The 23698-nt window shown below is 51.4% G+C and carries 25 protein-coding genes and 1 tRNA gene; 16 read left to right on the forward strand and 10 right to left on the reverse strand.

Features of this window, described 5'->3' with window-relative positions; all coding sequences use genetic code 11:
* Positions 1–14 precede the first annotated feature (14 nt).
* Entirely contained in the window at positions 15–560 is a 546-nt protein-coding gene (locus tag VRZ32_RS00155) for an adenine phosphoribosyltransferase (protein WP_414523429.1), read from the forward strand.
* 8 nt (positions 561–568) lie between these two features.
* Positions 569–1333 (forward strand): tRNA1(Val) (adenine(37)-N6)-methyltransferase, encoded by a 765-nt coding sequence (locus tag VRZ32_RS00160; RefSeq protein ID WP_414523430.1) that lies wholly within the window; start codon positions 569–571, stop codon positions 1331–1333.
* On the opposite strand, the gene VRZ32_RS00165 is transcribed toward VRZ32_RS00160, so the two are convergent.
* The 3 genes from VRZ32_RS00165 to VRZ32_RS00175 form a co-directional block, all read right to left on the reverse strand.
* Positions 1323–2195, reverse strand: coding sequence for an NAD(P)-dependent oxidoreductase (locus tag VRZ32_RS00165; protein WP_414523431.1), 873 nt, complete (start codon positions 2193–2195; stop codon positions 1323–1325). The genes VRZ32_RS00160 and VRZ32_RS00165 overlap by 11 nt on opposite strands.
* The gene (gene queG, locus VRZ32_RS00170) at positions 2192–3334 is read right to left on the reverse strand and encodes a tRNA epoxyqueuosine(34) reductase QueG (RefSeq protein WP_414523432.1); all 1143 of its coding nucleotides are present in this window, start codon (positions 3332–3334) and stop codon (positions 2192–2194) included. Before queG ends, VRZ32_RS00165 begins: the two co-directional genes overlap by 4 nt.
* A 225-nt stretch (positions 3335–3559) precedes the next feature.
* The gene (locus VRZ32_RS00175) at positions 3560–4252 is read right to left on the reverse strand and encodes a glutathione S-transferase family protein (protein ID WP_414523433.1); all 693 of its coding nucleotides are present in this window, start codon (positions 4250–4252) and stop codon (positions 3560–3562) included.
* 265 nt (positions 4253–4517) lie between these two features.
* Between VRZ32_RS00175 and VRZ32_RS00180 the strand changes: the two genes are divergently transcribed.
* A complete protein-coding gene (locus VRZ32_RS00180) occupies positions 4518–5321 on the forward strand; it encodes an undecaprenyl-diphosphate phosphatase (protein ID WP_414523434.1) in 804 nt (267 codons plus the stop codon).
* Between the two features lie 10 nt (positions 5322–5331).
* On the opposite strand, the gene mgtE is transcribed toward VRZ32_RS00180, so the two are convergent.
* Positions 5332–6684, reverse strand: coding sequence for a magnesium transporter (gene mgtE, locus VRZ32_RS00185; RefSeq protein WP_414523435.1), 1353 nt, complete (start codon positions 6682–6684; stop codon positions 5332–5334).
* A gap of 454 nt (positions 6685–7138) precedes the next feature.
* On the opposite strand from mgtE, the gene VRZ32_RS00190 reads away from it, so the two are divergent.
* On the forward strand, positions 7139–8257 hold the full coding sequence (locus VRZ32_RS00190) for an alpha/beta hydrolase family esterase (RefSeq protein ID WP_414523436.1): 1119 nt from the start codon (positions 7139–7141) through the stop codon (positions 8255–8257).
* A gap of 223 nt (positions 8258–8480) precedes the next feature.
* Here the strand turns inward: VRZ32_RS00190 and ctrA are convergent, their stop codons facing one another.
* The 6 genes from ctrA to VRZ32_RS00220 form a co-directional block, all read right to left on the reverse strand.
* Entirely contained in the window at positions 8481–9182 is a 702-nt protein-coding gene (gene ctrA / locus VRZ32_RS00195; RefSeq protein WP_414523437.1) for a response regulator transcription factor CtrA, read from the reverse strand.
* A gap of 582 nt (positions 9183–9764) precedes the next feature.
* Positions 9765–10430: a MarC family NAAT transporter gene (locus VRZ32_RS00200; protein WP_414523438.1), complete on the reverse strand. Its 666-nt coding sequence runs from the start codon at positions 10428–10430 to the stop codon at positions 9765–9767.
* A gap of 258 nt (positions 10431–10688) precedes the next feature.
* Positions 10689–11747: a hypothetical protein gene (locus tag VRZ32_RS00205; RefSeq protein WP_414523439.1), complete on the reverse strand. Its 1059-nt coding sequence runs from the start codon at positions 11745–11747 to the stop codon at positions 10689–10691.
* 214 nt (positions 11748–11961) lie between these two features.
* Complete coding sequence (locus VRZ32_RS00210; RefSeq protein WP_414524987.1) at positions 11962–12405, reverse strand: glycine cleavage system protein H; 444 nt, start codon at positions 12403–12405, stop codon at positions 11962–11964.
* 60 nt (positions 12406–12465) lie between these two features.
* Positions 12466–13095, reverse strand: a complete 630-nt coding sequence (locus tag VRZ32_RS00215) for a hypothetical protein (RefSeq protein ID WP_414523440.1) — start codon at positions 13093–13095, stop codon at positions 12466–12468.
* A 133-nt stretch (positions 13096–13228) separates the two neighbouring features.
* Entirely contained in the window at positions 13229–13702 is a 474-nt protein-coding gene (locus VRZ32_RS00220; RefSeq protein ID WP_414524988.1) for an invasion associated locus B family protein, read from the reverse strand.
* A gap of 697 nt (positions 13703–14399) precedes the next feature.
* Here VRZ32_RS00220 and coxB point away from each other — a divergent pair.
* The 12 genes from coxB to VRZ32_RS00280 all read left to right on the forward strand — a co-directional run bounded on the left by coxB (position 14400) and on the right by VRZ32_RS00280 (position 23656).
* The gene (gene coxB, locus VRZ32_RS00225; protein ID WP_414524989.1) at positions 14400–15230 is read left to right on the forward strand and encodes a cytochrome c oxidase subunit II; all 831 of its coding nucleotides are present in this window, start codon (positions 14400–14402) and stop codon (positions 15228–15230) included.
* A 53-nt stretch (positions 15231–15283) separates the two neighbouring features.
* A complete protein-coding gene (gene ctaD / locus VRZ32_RS00230; protein WP_414523441.1) occupies positions 15284–16900 on the forward strand; it encodes a cytochrome c oxidase subunit I in 1617 nt (538 codons plus the stop codon).
* 21 nt (positions 16901–16921) lie between these two features.
* Positions 16922–17926 carry a heme o synthase gene (locus VRZ32_RS00235; protein WP_414523442.1) on the forward strand — a complete coding sequence of 335 codons (1005 nt, stop codon included), beginning with the start codon at positions 16922–16924 and terminating at the stop codon, positions 17924–17926.
* Complete coding sequence (locus VRZ32_RS00240; RefSeq protein ID WP_414523443.1) at positions 17923–18120, forward strand: hypothetical protein; 198 nt, start codon at positions 17923–17925, stop codon at positions 18118–18120. The genes VRZ32_RS00235 and VRZ32_RS00240 overlap by 4 nt, the downstream gene beginning before the upstream one ends.
* Positions 18121–18134: 14 nt before the next feature.
* The gene (locus tag VRZ32_RS00245; RefSeq protein WP_414523444.1) at positions 18135–18767 is read left to right on the forward strand and encodes a cytochrome c oxidase assembly protein; all 633 of its coding nucleotides are present in this window, start codon (positions 18135–18137) and stop codon (positions 18765–18767) included.
* Between the two features lie 41 nt (positions 18768–18808).
* Positions 18809–19660 carry a cytochrome c oxidase subunit 3 gene (locus VRZ32_RS00250; protein ID WP_414523445.1) on the forward strand — a complete coding sequence of 284 codons (852 nt, stop codon included), beginning with the start codon at positions 18809–18811 and terminating at the stop codon, positions 19658–19660.
* Between the two features lie 66 nt (positions 19661–19726).
* Entirely contained in the window at positions 19727–20503 is a 777-nt protein-coding gene (locus VRZ32_RS00255; protein WP_414523446.1) for an SURF1 family protein, read from the forward strand.
* A gap of 269 nt (positions 20504–20772) precedes the next feature.
* Positions 20773–20848 (forward strand) — tRNA-Thr (locus VRZ32_RS00260).
* A gap of 422 nt (positions 20849–21270) precedes the next feature.
* Entirely contained in the window at positions 21271–21480 is a 210-nt protein-coding gene (locus VRZ32_RS00265) for a cold-shock protein (RefSeq protein ID WP_414523447.1), read from the forward strand.
* 346 nt (positions 21481–21826) lie between these two features.
* Complete coding sequence (infA, locus tag VRZ32_RS00270; protein WP_414523448.1) at positions 21827–22105, forward strand: translation initiation factor IF-1; 279 nt, start codon at positions 21827–21829, stop codon at positions 22103–22105.
* Between the two features lie 217 nt (positions 22106–22322).
* Positions 22323–22814 (forward strand): TerB family tellurite resistance protein, encoded by a 492-nt coding sequence (locus VRZ32_RS00275; protein WP_414523449.1) that lies wholly within the window; start codon positions 22323–22325, stop codon positions 22812–22814.
* Between the two features lie 242 nt (positions 22815–23056).
* Positions 23057–23656 carry an N-acetyltransferase family protein gene (locus VRZ32_RS00280; RefSeq protein ID WP_414523450.1) on the forward strand — a complete coding sequence of 200 codons (600 nt, stop codon included), beginning with the start codon at positions 23057–23059 and terminating at the stop codon, positions 23654–23656.
* Positions 23657–23698 lie beyond the last annotated feature (42 nt).

The following is a 23698-nucleotide window of genomic DNA, read 5'->3' on the forward strand; positions in this document are numbered from 1 at the left end:
CACAGGGGGCGTCGATGAGCAAAAATCTGACTGGCGATCTAAGGGCGGCGATCCGTTCTATTCCTGATTATCCGCGTCCCGGCGTCGTTTTTCGCGATATCTCCACGTTGCTTGGCAATGCGCGGGCATTTCGGCGTGCTGTCGATGAGCTGGTGCAACCTTGGCCAGGATCGAAGATTGATAAGGTCGCGGGCATTGAAGCACGCGGGTTTATACTTGGTGGTGCGGTTGCGCATCAATTGAGTGCAGGATTTGTGCCGATCCGCAAAAAAGGCAAGTTGCCGCACGAAACAGTCTCGGTAGCTTATTCGTTGGAATATGGTCTTGATGAGATGGAAGTGCACCGCGATGCGATTGATGCGGGCGAGCGTGTTGTGTTGATTGATGATCTTATCGCAACCGGTGGCACGGCCATCGCTGCTGTTGATTTGCTGCGGCGGATTGGTGCGGAAGTTGTGGCGGCTGTATTTGTGATTGATCTTCCAGATCTTGGCGGTGCGCAGAGGTTGCGTGAAATGGGTGTAACCGTGCGCACATTAGTGCAGTTTGAAGGTGAATAGCCTACGCCATGACAGATAGTTTTTCTGATATTGTCGAAGACCGGCTGCTTGGTGAACGCTTAAAGCTATTGCAGCCCCGGCATGGACACCGGGCTGGTACTGATGCACTGCTACTCGCAGCTGCAACCCCTGCTGGATTTTCTGGACATATTGCCGATCTGGGAGCCGGAGTTGGCACTGTTGGCTTAACATCTGCCCTGTTGGCGCCCGCCGCCCAGGTAACATTGGTGGAGCGTGATCCGGGAGCGGCAGGCCTGGCTAATCGCAATATCATGCTCAATGAACTTGAGAGCCGTGTGGGTTTGGCTGCGATTGATTTGTTTTCAGGGGGGGCACGTCGCGAAGCGGGGTTGCGGGAAACGGTTGATCTGGTGCTCACAAATCCGCCGTTTCATGATGCCGGTGCGATTCGCCATTCGCCTAATGCCGCCAAACGCTCTGCGCATGTTTTGGAGGGCGGCAATCTTGATGACTGGATGCGCGCGTGTGCTGATGTTACGAGGCCCGGGGGGCATATTGTTGTCATCCACCGGGCCGATGCAGTTCAAGAATTGTTGGTGAGTTTTGATGGCCGGTTTGGAGGGGTGACGGTGCGCCCCGTCCATGCCTATAAAGATGCGCCTGCCTTACGGGTTTTGATTGCTGGCAGAAAAGGCTCGCGCGCGCCGTTGCATCTCATGCCACCAATCATATTGCATGAGCGGGGAGGGAGCTTCACCGATGAAGTTGCTGCCATTAACAAGGGTGAAGCACGTATTTCAATCAGTCTGTAATCGCACCTTCGCCTGCCTGCAGCAGAGCGGCAAGGCCTTCGCGGTATGTCGGGAAGGTCAGATCGAATGCGGGTAAGGCCCTGAGTTTGGCATTACTGACGCGTTTGTTTTCAAGATAGAAGCTGCGAGCCATTTCTGACATTTCAGCAGCTTCAAAATGCACCGGCGGTGGCGGCTCAATACCCATTATGCCTGCAGCATAGGTAACGACATCCCCCTGGGATGCTGGTTCGTCATCGGTTAAGTTATAGATGCCAGCCGGGACTTCCTCGGTTAAGGTTGCGATAATCCCCGCGGCAATGTCTTCCACATGTGCACGATTAAAAACCTGATCTGCTTTAATGATGTGTCGCGCTGTGCCTTTGGCTATGTCGCGTAGATTGTTGCGGCCAGGGCCATAAATTCCGGGCAGACGGAAAATGAAATCGCGCGCACCAAGGGTGTTCGCGACTCCACGCCAATCCGCTTCCGCGATGAGCCGATGCTGCGAGCGGATGTTAAGGGTAAGCGTTGGCGATTTTTCATCCACCCAGGCTCCCGCATGGTCGCCGTAGACTCCAACAGTTGATAGATAACCAATCCAATGCGCGCGAAGCGACAGGTCATGTTCTGATAAAAGGGTAAGCGCCGGATCTCTACCAGTGCCGGGAGGGATGCTAGCGAGAATCGCGTCCGCCTGGACGATGTCGGCGATAAGGGCAGCGTTGTTAGGTGCAAAGATATGAGCGCTAATGCCTAGGGCATTCAATTCCTTGGCTTTTTCAGGTGATCGAACCGTGCCGCTTATGTATGAGAAGCGATCATGATGGGTATCGATCAATGCACGGGCCGTGTATCCGATACCAAAAATGAAAAGCCTCATGTTGCTTGCCCCTCCGCAAGTGCGAGTTGCCACTCGGCGATAACTTCTGCATCTGTTTCACACGGCAGGTGCTGCTGTGCGAGGGCAAGGAGACTCTCGGCTGCGAGGAGCTGTGATAACGCCCACACGGCAGAACCGCGGATCGTTGCCGCCTCATCATTAAGAAGCGTGCGCGCATTTTCCGCAAGTTTCATATCGCGAGAGTTGCCTATAGCAATCAATACATTGCGTATAAAGCGCTCACGCCCTGTCCGCTTTACAGGCGAGCCTGCGAAACGCAGCCGGAACTCTGCGTCTGTCAGACTGGCGAGTTCTGCCAAGGGAGGGGCGATATTGTCTGTCCGCGCTATTAACTTTGCTTCCCGTGCGGTTGAAGCAAACTTGTTCCAGGGGCAGACGGCGAGGCAATCGTCGCATCCGAATACGCGGTTGCCAATGGCCGGACGCAGGGAGCGCGGGATCGGACCTTTGTGCTCAATGGTCAGGTAGGCAATGCAACGTCGGGCGTCGAGTTGGTAAGGTGCGGGGAAAGCGTTGGTGGGGCAGATATCGAGGCACCGTGTGCATGATCCGCAGTGGTCACGTTCTGGCTTATCAGGTGGTAGATGCGCTGTTGTGAAGATGACGCCAAGCAACAGCCATCCGCCATGATCGCGCGACACAATCACCGAATGCTTACCCTGCCAACCCAGACCCGCAGCTTGCGCGAGAGGTTTTTCCATGACGGGAGCGGTGTCAACGAACACCTTGACCTCGGCCCCAGCATTGACCGCAAGGAAACCGGCAACCTGTTTCAGCTTGCCTTTGATGATATCATGATAGTCGCGGTTGCGCGCATAGGCTGAGATGATGCCGTCAGATCGGCGCTCAAGTAACGCCATCGGATCATCAGCCGGGCCGTAGTTCATCGCAAGCATGATAACTGAACGCACTTCGGGCCAAAGCCCCTGAGGAGATGCACGCCGGTCTACGTTCTGGGCCATCCAGTCCATCGAGGCATGGTGGCCAGCTGCTAGCCAGTCATTCAGGCGTGGCCCCGCTTCAGGCGCGGCATCAGCGTCAGCAATGCGCACTGCATCGAAGCCCTCTTCCCGCGCCCGCGCAATCAGCGCCTGCTTCAACGCAGCATAATCAGGCATTGGCGGGTGGGTATCCAAATAGCAGGCTCCGAAATCGATGGCACGTGAAGGTTAAGATCCAAAATCCGCGCCTCAAAATGGCATTGAATAGACGAACGCCATCCTTCGGACGGCGTCCTGACCTGTGATCTGTTGCTTCAGGTTACTTAGTTAGTAATGCGTAACTTTCCTTGCATATCTTGGTCATTACGCTGCCATTACAAGAGAATTAACAGGTCCCTGAGCCTAGAAGTCGAGGTCAGCATAATGGCTTGCCGCCGGCATGCCGGGGACACGATCAGACAGCAGAGTGCGGAATGAAGGCCGCGACTTGACGCGTGCATACCAGGCGCGTGCAGTTTCATCTTCTTCCCACGGCACATCGCCCAGATAATCGATGCATGATAGATGGGCTGCCGCTGCCAGGTCGGCATAGGTTAGCTCGGGGCCGGCCAGCCAATTCCGCTTGGCGATCAGAAAACCGATGTATTTCAAATGATAACGCACGTTTGTGCGGGCTGCGCGGATAGCTGCCATATCAGGTGCGCCGCCGCCCTGCGCCACGCTTATGAAGCGCTTGTAGATTTTCTCCGTCACAAGATAGCCCGACACTTCCTCATGGAATTTGGTCAGGAACCAGTCCATCAGACGGCGCACTTCGACGCGTGTGCCTGCTTGTTCTGGCAATAAACGGCGTGTCTCAAGGCCCATTCCACGGGTCTCATCGAGATATTCCGCAATCACGGTATGACCGGGCACGGCAAAACCCTGCTCCTCCAGAAACACGGGCAGAGTGCCTGCCGGGTTCATGATCAGGAACTCATGTCTGCGCTCCCAAGGCTTTTCCTCAACGAGCGCCGATTCGAGGCCCATCTCGGCCATGACAAGCCGGATGAAGCGCGAATGAGGGCAGAAAGGGTAGTGAAACAAGGTTGCCATAGGTTCAGCCAGAAAAGCCTGAAAGGCCGGTTTGAGACGCGTCAACGTAAGAAACGAAGTGATGAATTGTTCGCATGCAGGGGAATCCTGTCAAAATGAAGTTCGCGCCTGTATTTCTCCATACTCTTAGTGCTGGTCAGCCATGCAAACAACCGCTTTTTATGCATGCCATCCGTTGAAAAGCGGGATGTCATTAAAGGTTCGCTAACGCTACAAGCGCAGAAGGTCATAGAGCGCATAAAATGGCGGTAAAAAGGAAACGATCATGGTGAATGGTGATTTGCTTGAAGCAGCGGTGCTGGGCATCGTCGAGGGGTTAACGGAATTCATTCCCGTTTCTTCCACCGGCCATCTTTTGCTGCTTGGGCATTTCATGGGGTTCGAATCAAACGGTAAAACCTTTGAAGTGTTGGTGCAGCTTGGCGCTATTCTGGCAATCATGGTGGTATATTTCCACCGACTCCTCGATATGGCGCGTAATTTTCGCTCGGATCCCCAGGTGCGGCGCTTTGTGCTTGGCGTATTTGTGGCTTTCCTGCCTGCCGTTGCTATCGGTGCATTCGCACATGGCTTTATCAAGACAGTGCTATTCAATCCCTGGATCGTCTGCTTTACGTTGATTACAGGCGGGTTTGTGCTGATCATGGTTGATAACGCCAGGCTCAAGCCTCAGTTCCATGATGCAACGCGCATTCCTCTCACCAAATGCCTGATTATTGGCATCTGCCAATGTGTGGCGATGATACCGGGCGTTTCACGTTCAGGTGCAACCATTGTAGGTGCAATGCTCAGTGGTGCGGATAAGCGGGCTGCAACAGAGTTTTCCTTCTTTCTTGCCATGCCCACTATGGTGGCTGCTTTCAGCTATGACCTGCTCAAGAACTATCAGAACCTCAATGCCAATGATGGCTTGCTCATTGTTGTTGGGTTTGTGATGGCGTTTCTGTCTGGCCTGCTTGTGGTGCGTTCACTGCTGAACTTTGTTTCCCGCCACGGATTGGGTGTGTTTGCATGGTGGCGCATTCTTGTAGGCGCCGCTGGACTTGCTGGCTTGATGGTGTATGGCTGAGGCGAATAGGCTACAACAGCGTGCCGCGTAGAAACATATAGGCAATGCTGAAGTAAATCACGATGCCGGTTACGTCGACCAGGGTTGCGACGAAGGGTGCGGATGCGCTTGCCGGATCAAAGCCGACACGCTTGAGAATAAATGGCAGCATGGATCCTGTTAAGGAGCCAAACGTCACTATACCCACCAGTGAGGTGCCGATGGCGAGAGCAACCAGTATCCAGTGCTCGCCATAATCGAAGAGGCCCAGCCATTGCCATAGCGCAATGCGCACAATGCCGATGATGCCGAGGATTGCGCCAAGGGTGATACCGGTTGGCAGTTCACGAACTGCCACGCGGAACCAGTCCCGCAGGCGCACTTCCTGCATAGCCAGCGCACGGATGATCAACGATGTAGCTTGTGAGCCGGAGTTGCCGCCCGAACTCATCACCAGTGGAATGAACAGTGCAAGCACAATGGCTTGTTCAAGCTCGTCTGCAAAGTGTTGCATGGCGCTGGCTGTTAGCATTTCGCTGAGAAATAAAATCCCCAACCAGCCTGCCCGCTTCTGGATCATCTTGCCGAAGCCGATCTGCATATAAGGCTCATGAAGTGCTTCCATGCCGCCCATTTTCTGTGCGTCTTCAGTCGTTTCGGCCAGTATGGCATCGATAGCATCATCAACGGTGACAATACCCAGCATATGGCCAGTGCTGTCGATAACCGGAATGGCGAGCAGATCGTAACGCGAGATTTGTCGTGCCACGATCTCCCGATCGGTCATCGGACCCGTGGTGATGGGAGCAGGGCGTCCGCGTGTCAGCGATAGAATGTTTGCATCCGGGTCAGCTGAAATAAGCTGGGCAAGGCGAATGGTTTGAACCAATTTCCGGGTGACAGGATCGAGCACGAAGATTGCATAAACAGTTTCACGGCTCGCTTCTACTGTGCGAATATGATCCAGCGTCTGTCGTGCCGTCCAATCAGCGGGAACGGAGACGAATTCTGTCGTCATAAGACTACCGGCAGTGCCCTCGGGATAGGAGAGAAGCTGCTGTAACGAGCGGCGTGTATCAGGCGAAAGAGCATTCTGCAGAGCCTCTCGACGTGGTTCTTCGATCTGAGCAAGTACGTCAGTCGCGCGATCGGCTGACATGCCTTCCAGCAAGATCACAGCACGATCTATCGGTAGCGCCTCTATAACGGATGATGCTGCAGTGAAATCGGCATAATCCAGCACCTCTATCGCCCAGATAGGTGGTAAACGTGCAACCATATCGATGATCTGTGGCAACGGCTGATCGTTCATGTACTCAACGATATCGGCCACATGCTGATGCATTAGCGCGTGCGGAAGCGGGGCTTCTTTCTGTGCTGTCATGGCTTTACCATCCTTATGGCGTTCTTAGTGTCGAGTGTGCCTTATTGTAGGCGAATCTGGCATGATTATCGCGCGAGGTTTGCCACTCCTGGCTTGCGAATTGGTTCTCTGGTTAATGAAGTTTCCAGCGTATCTTTGTTAAGTGCGAAATGACACCCGTTAATGCTGCAGTGCCGCATTAACTGGACGAAATTGAGTTTTAGATGTATTTTCAACGGTGAATTATAATACTGAAGCTTATTTATGATGTTAGCCAAGGTCTTGGATATCTGGTCTAAAAATCATACTTTAGTCTAGGTGATATGGTTTTGCTGCAATGCAGCGCAATATATGCAGGGTATCTGCACAAAAGCCGTAGAATAACGGTGGATTGGAGAAAACAGGCGGCGTCATGTTTTTTTTCGTCGTCTTTCCTGTCGCCTCTGTGGCTTAACAACAAGAAAGATGGTTCAACATGACCGGAATTGCAGCGACTACGGCCAACCTCGCCCTTTGGCGGTTGCAGTGGGACACGCTGTTTTCATTGCCGCATCTGCTGGACGAAAATGAAGCTGAAGACGAAGAAGGCTGTCGTCTTTCCGAGATCGAGCATTTTGGCAACAACCCCGGTAATCTGCGGTTGTTTTGCTATGTCCCTCCTGATTTGCCAGCCAATGCGCCGCTTGTTGTTGTGCTACATGGCTGCACCCAGAGCGCCGCTGGCTATGATCGGGGATCGGGCTGGTCATATTTGGCCGATTGCGCTGGTTTTGCAGTGCTTTTTGCGCAGCAGCGCAATGAAAATAACCCCCGGCGCTGCTTTGACTGGTTCCACATCAGCGACATTGAACGGGATGCAGGTGAGGCTGCTTCTATAAGGCAGATGGTCAGCTATATGGTTGATCATCACAACCTTGATCGCTCTCGGATTTTCATTACCGGGCTTTCAGCCGGTGGAGGGATGGCCAATGTCATGTTGGCCACTTATCCCGAAGTGTTTGCCGCAGGCGCGATTATCGCAGGGCTGCCATATCGCTCCGCGACAAATGTGCATGATGCGCTGCAGGTGATGATGGAAGGCAGTGTGCGTACGCCTGAAGAGCGTGGAGAAGCTGTGCGTAAAGCCTCACCCATGGGTAGCCTGTCCGAAGGCCGCATCACTGTACCATGGCCACGGGTGGCTGTCTGGCAAGGGTTAGCGGATGACGTTGTGAACCCCATTAATGGCATGGAGATCGTCAAGCAATGGACAGATGTGCATGGGCTCGATCTGATGGCCAGCGATGAGGATGAACTTCACGGCAATCGGCGAATGCGGTGGCTTGGCCCTGATGATTCCGTGCTCATTGAAGCGATTGCTATCGAGCATCTTGGTCATGCAGTACCGATAGATGCCAGCAGTGTGAAAAGCCACGAGCAGCCCGGTCCGCATTTTGCCGATATCGGCTTATCGTCAACCAATGAAATCGCACGGTTTTTCGGATTGGAGATGACCCTCTCTGATAATAGCAGGGTATCTCATGGCAAGGCTTCTGGTCATGCTGCGCAGCTGCCTTCAAAGCCGCAGTTAGTGACGACACAAACCCAGGAGTAATGCTGAGCGCATTGCGGCAGCTATTTGCCCGAGCCGGCCATGGATAGTCTCGCTTAGAGAGAAGCTTTAAAAAAAGCGCCGCTACGTCCTGAGACGGCGGCGCTTTTGAATGCTGTGAAGGTGATACTTTCCTATGCGCAGAGCAGAGAAAAGGCGGGGATCCATACCCCATGTTATCCTTATTCTGGATATTTCTAACAGTGATTGACGCTCATCGCGTCAATCAGCCTGCCATGCGCTCTTCTGTTGCGCCAAGTTCGCGCAGCACGTAACCACGACCCCACACCGTTTCGATGTAGTTTGTGCCGGCCGATGCATTTGCGAGCTTTTTGCGCAGCTTACAGATAAACACGTCAATGATTTTTAATTCAGGCTCATCCATGCCGCCGTAGAGATGGTTGAGGAACATCTCCTTGGTAAGTGTCGTGCCCTTGCGCAGCGAGAGCAGCTCCAGCATCTGATATTCCTTGCCCGTCAGGTGGACCCGTGCACCAGAGACCTCAACCGTCTTGGCATCAAGGTTCACAACCAGATCGCCCGTGGTGATGACAGACTGGGCATGCCCTTTCGAGCGGCGAACGATAGCGTGAATGCGGGCGACCAGCTCATCTTTATGGAAGGGCTTTGTCAGGTAATCATCCGCGCCAAAACCAAGGCCCTTAACCTTATCCTCAATACCAGCAAGGCCTGAAAGAATAAGGATTGGTGTTTTAACCTTTGCGACACGCAGGCTGCGCAACACCTCATAACCCGACATATCAGGCAGATTGAGGTCAAGCAGGATGATATCGTAATCGTAAAGCTTGCCGAGGTCGACACCTTCCTCGCCAAGATCTGTAGTATAGGCATTGAAATTTTCAGACTTCAGCATCAATTCGATGCTTTGCGCGGTGGCGCTGTCGTCCTCAATGAGCAATACGCGCATGGCCTCGTCCCCAACCCCGTTTCCGAGGCTCCCTGTGCTATTGACATGGAAACAATCACATTCGTTGACGGATGCTGTCCGCCGACGCTGACTGTCTCAACTAAATTCTACTCAAAACATTATGCTGTAATGGTTAACAAACCATGATTCGTGCTGGCAAGTTATTTGCGCAAAAAGTTCGTTCTTTTAGTGCAAATCTCTGTGTAAGGCGCGACAGGCTTGATTCAGCTTTATGTTGCTCCGAGATTTAAAATCGACGTAACCGATTCTATTGACTCAATACTTTTGAGTAGCCCACCAAAACCCGGAGGTCCCGATGCGTTAAGGGAGATTGTTAACGAGATCGGTAAACGAAAGGTTGATGCCCGACAAAATGGCGAATCATTTTTCAAAATCACGAATCAAAATTGGGGAAGCGTGGGAAGAATCTCATGTCCGCCCAATCCCGCGGTGTAATCGTGATGGGATTGGGGCCTGTGGGCAAAAGCCAGAGCGCATGCTGATGGAATCATTGGCTGATGCTGAATGCGCTAAAATGGAACAATGCTGGCGTTAACTTCAACTCTATCCAATACATACTCTTTATATCGCGGCCATGCCTTCCTTAATGAAATCCATAACGCCCGATGCAATGATTTGTACCGAAATACAGGCCAGCAGGAAGCCCATGATCTTGGTTGTCGCAGAGACGCCCTGAGGCCCAAGAAAACGCGATAGGAGCGTTGCAAAGCGCAGCACAACATATGTCAGTCCGATAACTGCTGCGACGCCCAGCAGGATGATGATGTATCCGCCAATGACCTGATCCTCAGGCACCTCTGATGCGAAGCTAAGCACTGCAGCAATCGAACCGGGCCCACTCATGATCGGCATTGCAAGAGGGGAGAAGGAATAGTCAATGCGTGCCCGGCGCATCTCTTCCACGTCTTCGCTTACCGAGGAGGCTTCGCTGTCGCCCGAGAAAAGCATGCGTGCGCTCGATACCAACAGAATGAGGCCGCCCGCTACACGAATGCCGGCAAGCGAAATACCAAGCATGGCGATAATGCCATGTCCGGCAATCAGGAATGTAGCCAGAATGCTAAAAGCATATAGGCAGCATTTCCGCGCCTGCTGGCGACGATAAGCATCAGGCGTGCGGTCTGTCAGCGACAGAAACAGAGGCATTGTGCTTATCGGGTTGATGATGGGCAGCAAGCTGGCCACAACAGTGATAAAAAATTTCAGGCCAGTCAGAAATAGATCCATTGATAACACGCAGATAAAGGCACACTGGTGTGAACAGTATGACACAGTTGAAATGGGGCCTCATAAGAAACGCTGGAAGATTTTGCGCTCATAGGGTTATTTGCAGCGCACCTGTCTAGTCACCGTTTGTGGCATAAAGATGCGATCAGCCCTCACTTAGGCGTCTCATGCATGTTTGGCGTTCAGAAAAAAGAGCGGGATAATTATTTTAGAACCAGCTAAAAGCATTAAACCAAAAAGATAAACGTGCTCTTTGGCTTAATATTTATGGATACCAACCTGGTTATTAAAGTTATTTTCTGCTGTGAGTGCAATCAAGCACCCATTTGCGCTAATCTCTGCTTGCTGAAAAAGTGCAGTTAGAATTTGCGCACCGTCAGGATAGGCTTTCAAAAATACACGATAATCACGCAGCACATCAGAAAGGCGTATGATTACTGCTTTAGCTTCGGATTCTGTAGCGCAGGTATTTGTGAAAGGTATCGGAATAGGTGCACTGGTCGTGAATTGGCTATTATAAGATTGCGTAGGCAATGAATAGGATTGAGCAGCAACAATTGCATCAATGAGGGCGCTGTATAGCTTTCCGCTTTGCCCATTCAGATGGACGTAAGTGTGAATATAGCTCTGGGCGGTCTTCAGATCTTCATTCAACACTTTTGTCGCATCTTCGATAGCTTTCGGATTAGCTGCAAGGAGGGTGTAGAGGGTGTTTTTAAGCGTGTTTAATTGTGATGGAATTGCAAGTTCATTATCTAAATCACCAATACTTGAAGCAAGCTCCTCAATATTCCTAAGGAACAGAATTATATCGTTATTTTTATCGTTTGAAGGAATATTGGGTAGAATTTTATTCGCTAGGCGGCTTACCTGAAGCAACGAGATATAATGCCGCTTAAGCTCGGATGATGTTTGGAATTCTTGTGGGATAGAAATTGGCTTATGTTCATTGAATAATTTGCACAATATTGGAAGTGCATCATTTTTATCAGGAAAGAAAATTGAAACCGAATTGGGGACTTCACTCTCTTCCATGCCAAATAGGGAGCTCATGATTGAGGGAGACGGTTCCAATGAAGCGTGGGAGCCCACTAACAATCGGTCTGAGGTTTTTCTTTCCGCTAATTTCAATACGAGTCCGCTTGACGTATTTTGCCCTTTGGGCGTGCTAAAATATGAATAATCAAATGTTGAAGGTGTCACAACGTCCACGGAGCGCCCATCAAAGTCGCTTTGTGATCTGTGCTGTCTGGTGGCACTGGGAAGTAAAGGAATTGCTTGCGTAGAAAAATATGCAGGAGACGGTGCGTCAGACATGAACAAAACTCCGAAGAATGTGATTTTGATTCAAAGTTCGTGATTTTTATTATTTGCAAGAAGGTCAGTGAAAAGCTTGGGTTGTACAAGGAGCGGAGTAATTTATGGCAATAAGGTCAGGCTTTCGCTGAAACATGATTGCATGAATTGCTAATCGTATGTGCGTAACATAACATCGTCAATACATTGATGGGTTATATGTGACCGTATTTGCTTAACGTAGCGCAGTAAAATTTGTGCAGTACTGTGCATAACTGTCCTCATCCAAGAGTTGCATCAGTTCAGTCGCATTGATCCTGGTGAGTTGACAGAGCCAACCTTTGTTAAGCGGGTCTTCGTTAATGAATTCCGGGTGTTCAAGCACAAGTGGATTAACGGTTATAATTTCGCCTGACAGGGGCGTGAATACTTCACTGACAGCTTTTGTGCTTTCAAGTATGGCAATTGTCTCACCTGCCTTGATGATTGTGCCAACTGTAGAGAGTTGCACCGACATTATTGCTCCCAGCATATTGCTGGCCCAGGCGCTGATACCGATGATGGCTATGCCCGCGCTTCCTTGGCGAACATATTCATGGTCAAGACTGTAACGTATAATGCTCATTGTGAGCGTTCTCGCATCGGCGCAGATATCTGCTGAGCAAGCTGAAAAAGACATGCTCAGCAAGATTACGACTTCAAGCCACTATGACTTCCATAGCTGACGCATCATGCTTTGTTATTGCCGTGCTGCGCGGCGGGTCGGCGATGAGCCAAGCCCGATTTCGATGAGGACGTCACTGCTGTCCTGGGGAAGAGGCAGGCCTTCTTCCACAATACGTGTGACACCTTGGGCTTCGCCTGCCAGTATGGTAACGGAAACCTGAAGCGTGCGTGAACTCAGCACGGTGTTGCCGCGTTTGATTGCGATATGAAGCGGCGCTGAATATGTGCCAGGTCGCCCGGCTGGCCCGAGTAGAGCGAGCACTTCTACGCCCACATTCACCGTAGACGAACCATCTGCGTGGGGAATGCATTCGCGCGCGGTGGTGCGAATAGATAACTGGTGGCGTAGTGATGCTCTTTCGCCACTACGCACAGCAGATCCGCCCTCAAAGACATCAAACGCGGGGCAAATAGAATCTTCCTGGGCCGCTTGCGTTTCTGGCGGCACTGTAGCGCCACCATAGAGAAGGAAGTTTTTCAGCGATGAGCCGCCTCCCGCACCCGTTTCTGATGATTGGCAGCCACCAAGAAATAATGCTGAGCATAGCAATAAAGGAATAAAACGTTTCGCCAAGGCAATGCCATCCTGGCCCGTGCGGTATTTTGCGCGGGGGGAGGTGATGCGTGATTCTGTAATAATCATGGGCCGCCTCTATAAGCGCTCATTAAGAGCATTGCTCGACCAAATTATATCTCGCGACACTCTATATATCTTGTTCGGCCTGCAAACCAGAAAAAGCCATCCATTCGCTGGTTGCAGATTTTACGCATGCCGCTCAGGGCAGTGCATCAAAGCCTTTACCGAAACCATCAAGGGCGACAGGGATTCCAATGCCTTCTTCTGGCGTTTGGAATACAATGAATGTTGCAGTTTTGCCTTCTTTAAGCCGATTTAGCAGAGTGTCATCCATGACAACCTCAGCGATACAGCCTGTGGCGAGACAGCGCACAAATCCGGCGCGACCAACATCTGTTTGATCGATCTTGAGACCCAAACCGGCTGGCAGCAGCACACCAAGAGGAGCGACAACACGCAGAAGGCGACTTTTATTGTCTGCGGTTTTAAGGACAATCACCAGCAAAGAAATATTGGGGCGATCTTCAGCTGCGACGTTTTGCACAAGTGCGCACTGCTCACTAGATGCGCCAGGAGGCGTTTCGCAACGTGTTTGCCATTCACCATTGGTTGCACGCACGACACCCTGCGCTAGCGCTGGTGCATGACCGGTGGCGATAATGCTAAAGATCATACCAGCAAAGGCGGCGACAGAGACTATGCGGCGTAACATGCGCTTCACTTCCTTCAGAGATCAGGATCGTGGCAAGAGGAGCATGGCTGCCTCTCTAGCCCGATATAGTTTGAGCATCACGTATACAGCACGATCTGGCCTCTGACGGAAGATCCCTCCGTCACAATTGGCGCACAGCATCCAATTAAATAGTGGAGGTAACGCCTGCAACAGATGATCGAGGTGCATGATTCGCCCGAAGTTAGCAGTCCGTTGCCTAGCGATACTCGCAAAAATGTCATGCCCGTCTTCTGCGAACAACTCTATTCTCGCCATGTTTGTAAAAATGCCAGTGTCATATTTTTCAAGCGTTCTAGAGAGAGATGATGCGGGAAAGGCCTGTGGTGAGCCGTTAATTGGTTGGCAAATTAATAGGGAAGCCTGTTGCGCGAAGCGCTTTGTTGTGGTCTTTGATGAAGCTCAAAAGTAGCCGTCGGGGCGGGATGGATTGATCCCGGGCGCCCGCACGGCAAAAAGCTGTTTGTATCAGGCTGCCGGGATCGTATATCCAGCGGCAATGTGGTTAAGGCAAAGGATGAGGCTTGGAAGCCTCACCAGTAACGGGAGCATCGGACGAACGATGGGAAGCGCGTTTTTTCGTTTGCGGTCGCTCGCGACCCTGATTCGTGGGGTCAGCGCTTTGGCGCGCAGGGCGTCTATGCTCGTGTTGGCGTTGGCCGCATATGCGCTTTTGGGCTCTCTGGGCGCACAGGCTGCGCCAGGCCAGCCTGTGCCATGGCAGATGGATCTGCAAACCCCGGTGACTGAAGTTGCGCACAGCATGCATGATTTCCACACCATGCTGTTGTGGATTATTGGCGTGATTGTCGCTTTCGTGGCCGTGCTGCTGCTGATCGTGATCGTGCGTTTTAATGAGAAGACAAATCCAAAGCCTTCGCGCTTCTCGCATAACTCGATTCTCGAGGTTGCATGGACGGTGGTGCCCGTTCTGATTCTTGTTGTAATCTCAGTGCCTTCCTTCAAACTGCTGCGCACGCAGCTGGTGATCCCGCCTAGCGATATCACCGTGAAGGTTACAGCGCACCAGTGGTACTGGACCTATGATTATCCAGCAGATCAGGGTGGCTTTGGCTTTGATTCCAATATGATACCGGAAGATGAGCTTAAAGAAGGTCAGCCACGGCTGCTCGCTGTTGATAATGAGATGGTGCTGCCGGTTAACAAAACCATTCGCGTGCAGGTAACGGCTGCTGACGTAATTCATGCTTTTGCAATGCCGTCATTCGGGCTTAAGATTGATGCAATCCCTGGCCGTTTGAACGAAACATGGTTCAAGGCTGAGAGAGAAGGCATCTATTATGGCCAGTGTTCGCTGATCTGCGGCCAGAACCATGCGTATATGCCGATTGCCATCCGTATCGTCAGCGAAGAGCGCTACGCCGAATGGCTGGCTGAGGCAAAGACGAAATTTGCTGCAGTTGAAGATGGTCGCTCGATTGCAAGCGCCAATCAATTGGCTGCACGATAAACTTGAACTGTTCAGTACGCCGCGGGCGGGAATTTTAAAGGGGGAGCTTGATCATGGCTTCTACAGTAACGGCGCATGACGCCCACGAACACGCTCATCCGACTGGCTGGCGGCGTTGGGTGCTCTCGACCAACCATAAAGATATTGGCACGCTTTACCTGATCTTTGCGCTTTGCGCAGGGCTTGTCGGTGGTGCGCTGTCTATTCTGATGCGCATCGAGTTGCAGTCACCTGGTCTGCAGATCTTTGCAAATGGCCAGCTCTTTAATGTTATCGTAACCGGCCATGGTCTGATCATGGTGTTCTTTGTTGTCATGCCAGCGCTGATTGGCGGGTTTGGCAATTGGTTCATCCCGATCATGATTGGCGCGCCTGATATGGCGTTTCCACGTCTTAACAACATATCATTCTGGTTGCTTGTGGCGGCATTCTGCTTGCTGCTAATCTCGATGTTCGTGCCTGGCGCACCGGGAAGCCTTGGCTTCGGTGGTGGCTGGACTGCATATCCGCCTTTGTCTGTTTCGGGGCATCCGGGGCCGTCTTTCGACTTCGGTATCCTGGCGCTGCATCTTGCAGGTGCATCGTCGATTCTGGGCGCGATCAACTTTATCACAACCATTCTGAACATGCGTGCACCGGGCATGACTCTGCACAAGATGCCGCTGTTCGCCTGGGGGATGCTTGTTACGGCATTCTTGCTGTTGATCTCGCTGCCAGTATTGGCTGGCGCAATTACAATGCTGCTGACGGACCGCAACTTTGGCACGACCTTCTTTGATCCGTCGGGGGGTGGCGATCCTGTCCTGTATCAGCACCTGTTCTGGTTCTTTGGTCACCCTGAAGTGTACATCATGATTCTGCCGGCTTTCGGCATAGTCTCGCATATCGTCTCGACCTTCGCGCGTAAGCCGATCTTTGGTTATCTCGGTATGGCGTATGCGATGGTTGCGATTGGCGTCGTCGGCTTTATCGTATGGGCTCACCATATGTATACGGTTGGCCTGTCGCTTGACACTCAGCGCTATTTTGTGTTCGCCACAATGGTGATTGCGGTGCCAACTGGTATCAAGATTTTCTCGTGGATCGCGACGATGTGGGGTGGATCTATCCGCTTCACGACGCCGATGTACTGGGCAATCGGCTTCATCTTCCTGTTCACTGTTGGTGGTGTGACAGGTGTGGTTCTGGCGAACGCGGGTATCGATCGTGAGTTGCATAACACCTACTACGTAATCGCTCACTTCCACTACGTACTATCACTTGGCGCCGTGTTCGGTATCTTTGCTGCGTGGTACTATTGGTTCCCGAAAATGTTCGGCTATATCGTGCCTGAATGGATCGGGAAGCTGCATTTCTGGTTGGCCTTTATTGGTGCAAACGTATTGTTCTTCCCGATGCACTTCTTGGGCCTGGCTGGTATGCCGCGTCATTATGTCGACTATCCAGATGCGTTTGCTGGCTGGCATTATGTCGCATCGATTGGCTCATATATCTTTGCGTTCAGTCTTGTGGTGTTTTTCTTTGGCGTGTGGTCTGCCTATCACCGGAAAGAGCGCGCAGCCAATAATCCATGGGGCGAGGGTGCCACAACGCTTGAGTGGACATTGTCATCGCCACCTCCATACCATCAGTTCGAGACGCTGCCGCGTATTTCGGATAGTGGTCACTGATAGGATATCTGGAAGAGCGCTATGACAGTCGTAACGGATGCATGGGCGGAACGTGAGCAGCCGGCGGTAACGCCGTCGGGTGAGCGTCCGCTTGTCTCCACCGGTGAAGTGCGGGATTTTGTCTCGTTACTTAAGCCGCGGGTTATGTCGCTCGTGGTCTTTACGGCCCTGGTCGGCATGATGGTGGCTCCTGGCACGATCAACCCAGTGGTGGGCGCGATTGCGCTGCTCGCCATTGCTGTGGGTGCGGGGGCTTCCGGCTGTTTGAATATGTGGTGGGATGCGGACATTGATGCTGTGATGTTGCGCACCCGCAACCGTCCGATTCCTGCGGGCCGTATCACGTCCGATGAAGCTTTGACATTCGGTATCACTTTGTCCTGCGGGGCAGTGTTTGTGTTGGGCATTGCCACAAACTGGTTTGCGGCAGCTTTTCTTGCTTTTACGATTTTTTTCTATGCGGTCGTTTATTCCGTATGGCTTAAACGCTCTACACCGCAAAATATCGTGATTGGTGGTGCGGCTGGTGCATTTCCACCTATGATTGGCGAGGCCGTGGTAACGGGATCAGTGAGCCTCGATGGCTTTGTACTGTTTCTCATAATCTTTCTTTGGACGCCCCCGCACTTTTGGGCTTTAGCCTTGGTCAAGTCGGAAGACTATGCGCGTGCTGGCGTGCCGATGATGCCGAATGTCGTCGGTCAGGCATCAACGCGGCTTCAGATACTGCTTTACACCTTGGTGTTGGTGCCGGTTGCTACGCTGCCAGTTTGGCTACATACAGGCGGCTTGATTTATGCGCTCATTGCCGGTGTGGGTGGTGCAATAATGCTTTGGCTGGCGTTTCGGCTCTGGCATCGAGGTGGCGATCAGAAGACACTCAGCGCTGTTGGTGTAAAAACAGCGTGGCAGTTATTCGGGTTTTCGATTCTGTATCTGTTTTTGATGTTTGCGGCGCTGTTGGTAGAGCATGCGCTTGGTTTGAGTGTGTATGGGCTTGGTTTGCCTGGGGGGCTGCTGCTGTGAATGGCAAACATATTGTGCATGAACATGGTATTGGGGATGATGTGGTTGACGGTGTAAAATTAACGCCGGAAGAACGTCGTCGGCAACGTGGGCGCAATATAGCGATTGGTGTCGTGCTAGGCGCATTGTTTGTGCTGTTTTATGTTCTCACCATCGCCCGTCTTGGGGCCAACGTCTTTAGCCGACCTTTCTGAGGGCGCAAATTGCCATGAGCGATGACGTGCAATCCAAACATGATGAAGCACACGCAACGCCTGAGGAGAAGGCGCGGCGTGCACGCAATACTGCGCTAATTTGTGTTGGCGTTGTAGCAGGCATGCTTGGATTGGCCTTTGCATCCGTACCGCTCTATCGCTTGTTTTGTCAGGTGACTGGCTTTGCTGGTACGCCGATTGCAGGTGTGAAATCGAGCGGTGAAATATCGGATCGTCGTCTTGTTGTGCGCTTCGATGCCAACGTATCGCCTTCTATCCCATGGCGTATTGTGCCTGAAACGCCCTCTGTCGAAGTGCGGCTGGGGGAAACGCAGACAATCTTCTTCGAACTGACAAATAAGAGCGATAAGCCTGTAACCGGCATTGCCATGTATAATGTGCAGCCGGATCAGGTTGGGCCTTATTTCGTTAAGCTCGATTGTTTTTGTTTTGAAGAACAAACTTTGGGGCCGGGTGAGACGATCATCGCTCCTGTGGTGTTCTTTATTGATGCGGATCTTGATGATGAGCGTGATCTGAAGAATCTTGATTCAGTAACGCTGTCCTACACCATGTTCCAGGTTAAGGATGGGGCGCTTTCATCATCAGCTTCTTTTATTAATCCAGTAGAGCGGAAAAGGCTGTGATGCCGTCAGGCGGCAGCGAACTATTCGGGGACCGGAAAATCATGGCTCAGGCTCACGCGAAACATCACGATTACCACCTTGTCGATCCAAGCCCATGGCCACTCATCGGTTCGGTCAGCGCTTTCGTCATGGCAGTTGGCGGCATCTTGACGATGAAGGATCTGCCACTCGGTGGATTGCATATAGGCCCTTACATATTTGGTGCTGGCATCATTGGCGTGCTCTACACGATGATCGCCTGGTGGACGGACGTAATCTCAGAAGCTCAGCGCGGCGACCATACGCGCGTGGTGCAGATTCATCATCGCTACGGCATGATGTTGTTCATTGTTTCTGAGGTAATGTTCTTTGTAGCGTGGTTCTGGGCGTATTTCGATGCAAGCCTTTTTCCTGGTGAGTTGATCCAGTATCAACGCGCAGAGTTTACTGGCGGCCATTGGCCTCCTCAGGGCATTGAAACGCTTGATCCTTGGCATCTGCCGCTTCTTAATACCCTCATTCTGTTGACCTCGGGAACGACGGTGACATGGGCGCATCATGCATTGCTGCATAACGACCGTGCCGGTCTTAAGCAGGCGCTTTGGGTCACGATTTTGCTTGCCGTTCTATTTACGACTGTACAGGCGTACGAGTATGGCCATGCAACGTTTGATTTCTCAGGCAATATCTATGGTGCCACGTTCTTTATGGCGACGGGTTTCCACGGCGCGCATGTGATTATTGGTACGATCTTCCTCGCAGTCTGTTTGCTGCGTGCTTATCTTGGACATTTCACACCTAAGCAACATCTCGGCTTTGAGTTTGCTGCATGGTATTGGCACTTTGTTGACGTGGTATGGCTGTTTCTCTTTATTGCTATCTATGTATGGGGTTATGGCGGCGGCGGTCATTAAGATGCGCCGACCTGCAATCAAGGGTGGCACATGCCGCCCTTTTTTGTGTTTGAGTGGAAATCTACCATGAGCGAAGCAATGGATAAAACGTATATTTCGCGTTGGCACACGCTTGTTTTACCAGGGATTTTTACGCTCATTGTGTTGATTATTCTGGTTACCTTAGGCGTATGGCAACTTCAGCGTCTTGCATGGAAAGAGGCGTTAATAGCACGTATTGATGCGCGAACGCATGCTAATCCTGTCGCTATCGCGCCCGAAATATTATGGCCCAAATTGCAATGGAATGAAGAAGAATATCGTCCGGTGCAAGTAACGGGAAAATATCTTTATCAGGATCAGGTCTTCGTTCACGCTAATGCTGTAGTGGGGATGGGGAGTGCTCGGATGGGTTACTTTGTACTCACCCCGCTGCAGCAGGAAAATGGTAGCATCATTATCATTAATCGCGGTTTTATCCCGTTAGAGCTTAAGCAAGATACTGATGCCTTTGCAGAATGGCAGCTGAAAGATCAAAGTATGGGGCCGGTAACTGTGACTGGTCTGTTGCGCTCTCCGCAGGAGCGCGGCTGGTTTGTACCAGAAGATGTGCCGGCGGCCGGTGAATGGTTTACCCGCGATCCGATTGCGATAGGTCAGGCAAAGGGATTGACACGTATCGCTCCATTTATGATCGATGCCGCTTCCGGTAGTGTGACCGAGAGGTGGCCAATGGGAGGGCTGACAGTTGTGAGTTTTCCCAATAACCATCTGGACTATGCGTTTACATGGTTTGGTCTTGCCGTGGTGCTGTTGGTGATTTTCATTATGTATGCGCGGAAAAGCCTGCGCGTCTTGCCATGAACCCGGATGTTTGACGTGGTATTGAGAGTGGGCGGTTTATTGGCGCGAAAGCCATTCCGGCGTTTATGTTTCTCACAACCGGTGATTAATTTGAGTGCAGAGTCTAAAGCAGGGCATTGTTAGCGCGCAGGCGTGGGAGTGCTGGATTGAGCGAAGAGGCTGTGGAAAGTTAAATTCTTGCTTGACCTCCTACACAGGAGCGGTAAAAGCACTTCTAAGAAACGATGATGGTCGCGACGCAGGTTGATGGCTAAGTAGATTCATCGTTGGCCGCTTTAGCTCAGTTGGTAGAGCACATCATTCGTAATGATGGGGTCAGGTGTTCGAGTCACCTAAGCGGCACCACTTCTCGCGCTTCCAGATTGTTAGTTTATCGGGCTGTGATGCTCTGAAATGATTCGCTAGTTTTGTGTTATTGATTGTGCTTTTCGGTGATCTGATTGCTCTTGTTATTCGCTCGCTAAGGATATACGCGGCGCGGGCATGACATAAGCGACGCAATACTCGGAAAGAAATATACTCTGTGGCGACGTAACGTTGCTTTTCCGTGCAAAAATTAAGGCAATTTCGTCATTTTTTTGCGCAAGGCTTGCCAAACGCGATAAGCAAACTTACCTTGTGGTCATCGACTTTGGCCAGAAGACTGGGCCGTTGCCTGTGCATTGCAGGGCGGGCGTTCAGAAACCTCCAAGATTCGACCCATCTGGGCAGGGGCAACAAAAGCTCCACCCGTTAGAATACGCTTTGTTATCACGAGGATAAGCATAATGGCTACCGGCACCGTCAAATGGTATAATGAACAAAAGGGCTATGGCTTTATTCAGCCCGACGCCGGCGGCAAGGACGTTTTCGTTCACGTCACGGCTGTGCAGCGCGCAGGCCTGAACGGTTTGAACGATGGCCAGAAGGTCACCTACGAGCTCGAGACGGATCGTCGTACGGGTCGTGAGTCTGCAGTAAACCTGCAGGTTCAGTAATCCTGCCTCCTTCAGGTAGATTTTCTGTCTGATAAAGCTTTTTCAGGCGAGGCATTGTTGCCTCGCCTGAAATGTTTTATACCAACGGCCATGAAGATGTGTTCCTGTTAAATAGGGGCGCTGCCCGTGACGGTTGTCGATTGTTTATCTCTCACGATGCCGGTTGTCGCAGCGTTTGGTCTTATGGCTGGATTGCTTCACGGTTGCCATTGTGCCCCCTAAAAGGGCGTAAGCGGACATTAATTGCGGGCGTGCGTCATCGTCCGCTCGTTTGTTATGGTGCGCCCAGTCAGGCGTGGTCCAGCTTCGGAACACGGCCTCTGTCGGCGTTGGAAAAGGTATCTTTATGGCTAAAGAAGAAGTAATGGAATTCGAAGGTCTTGTGACCGAAATCCTGCCAGATGCGCGTTACCGCGTGCAGCTGGATACAGGGCATACGATTGTGGCTTACACCGCCGGTAAAATGAAAAAGCATCGCATCAAGACGCTTGCTGGCGACCGCGTAACCGTTGAGATGTCGCCATATGATCTCGAAAAGGGACGGCTGATTTTCCGGCATCGCGAACAGGGTGCTGGTCCTCGTCCAGGTGGTCCTGCAGCACGTCCACAATTCCGTCGACGTTAAAGCAAGTGCGATCTTACTGATCGCTATTTGCCTATAGAATGTGATGCGGCATCAAATGCAATCAATATATTTTATTGGTTATGAGGTTTGATGCCATCATACTACCATCTTGTTTTGCACTTTTAGATTGATAGACGTTTCAAAATATTTGAAATGTTTTAGAATTTAGAGTGAAAACTAGTGTATCGACAGTCACGCTAGAGCCGGCAGGTGGCATATGGCCTCTCCCATGGGCTTGTTTAGTTTGCTTGATAATGCAGTCAGGCATTTTTTACCGACACGATTGTCTCCTGGTGCTACGTCTCCGGGGATTTTGGCTTTGGCGGCCGTTCTGATCCATATTGCACGAGCGGATGGTGTGATCGTCAAGCCTGAGCACGATTATTTGATCGCGCTACTTGTCGACCATTTTGGGTTATTGCCAGGCCAGGCGCGTTTGCTTCTCGAAGAAGCGGAGGCCGCTGATCGTGATGCAATTGGCCTTGTTTCATTATTGCGCCCACTACGGCGTGAACTGGATCGTGATGAGCGTAAGCGGCTTATTCGTGCTGCATGGGGCGTAGCACGCGCAGATGGTGTTGTTCACTCATTTGAAGAAGATATGATATGGCGCTCCGCGCGCCTGCTTGATCTAAGTGAGAACGAGATCGCGTCTTTGCGTGAAGAAGAACTATTCGTTCTCGAGAGAAGTTCTGTGCCTGCCAATTAATATATAGCTTTCAGGCTTTTTGCTTGGGAAGTTCCATGCGTTTATTGCATGCGTGCGCGTTTAGCAGCGCTTATTCTGCCCTTGGCATAATGCTGCAATGCAGCATATATTGGAAAATATAATAATGCCTGATGAGCTCTGGATTGGGCTTTTAAGCTGGCTCTCTAATAATTGCTAAATAATGCCAGTTCTTGGCGATGGGATGAAGCGCTCCGGCGGCATAACCGGTTTGAAAGCGCAGCATGATTGATTTTCAGCAAGCCCGTTTATGGCGGGAATTTCATATACGTAAACTCTTCATTACGGATCTGCCCGAGTATCAGGCGCATTTGCTGCGTCTTGGACAGAGATGCCGTTACAGCCGTTTTGGCGCATTTATGAGCGACCCAATTCTGGAAAAATATGCATGTGAGAGCTTCCAGGGGAACGCGCTTGTGCTTGCTTATATGGAAAATGGCATTGTGCGGGGTGCGGCTGAGTTCAAACCTTATGATAGCGAGACAGGCCGCCACGCTGAGATTGCCTTTAGTGTTGAGGAACCTTGGCGTCGCCGTGGAATTGGCAGTGCTTTGTTTGCGAAGTTAATCATTACTGCAGCTAATCGTAATGTTAGTCGCCTGGTTATGCAGTGTCTTCCAGAAAATCAGGCAATGCAGAACTTGGCCTTGCAGTTTAAAGCCAAGCTTCACTTTGATTTTGAGGAACGCATCGGTACGATTGTCAATCTTAATCCTACGGTTTTCAGTCTGGCGCAGGAGACGACAGATGATTGGCGCGCTTTTATGGGCGCGATGACGGGTATCCAGAAACGCATCTGGGGGGCTGTCGTTCAGAATGCATGATCGCACAAAGCTGTTTGCTTGAGCGCTGAATGCCATACATGA

This window comes from Pseudochelatococcus sp. G4_1912 (genome assembly GCF_047501465.1).
Classification (GTDB): domain Bacteria; phylum Pseudomonadota; class Alphaproteobacteria; order Rhizobiales; family Beijerinckiaceae; genus Pseudochelatococcus.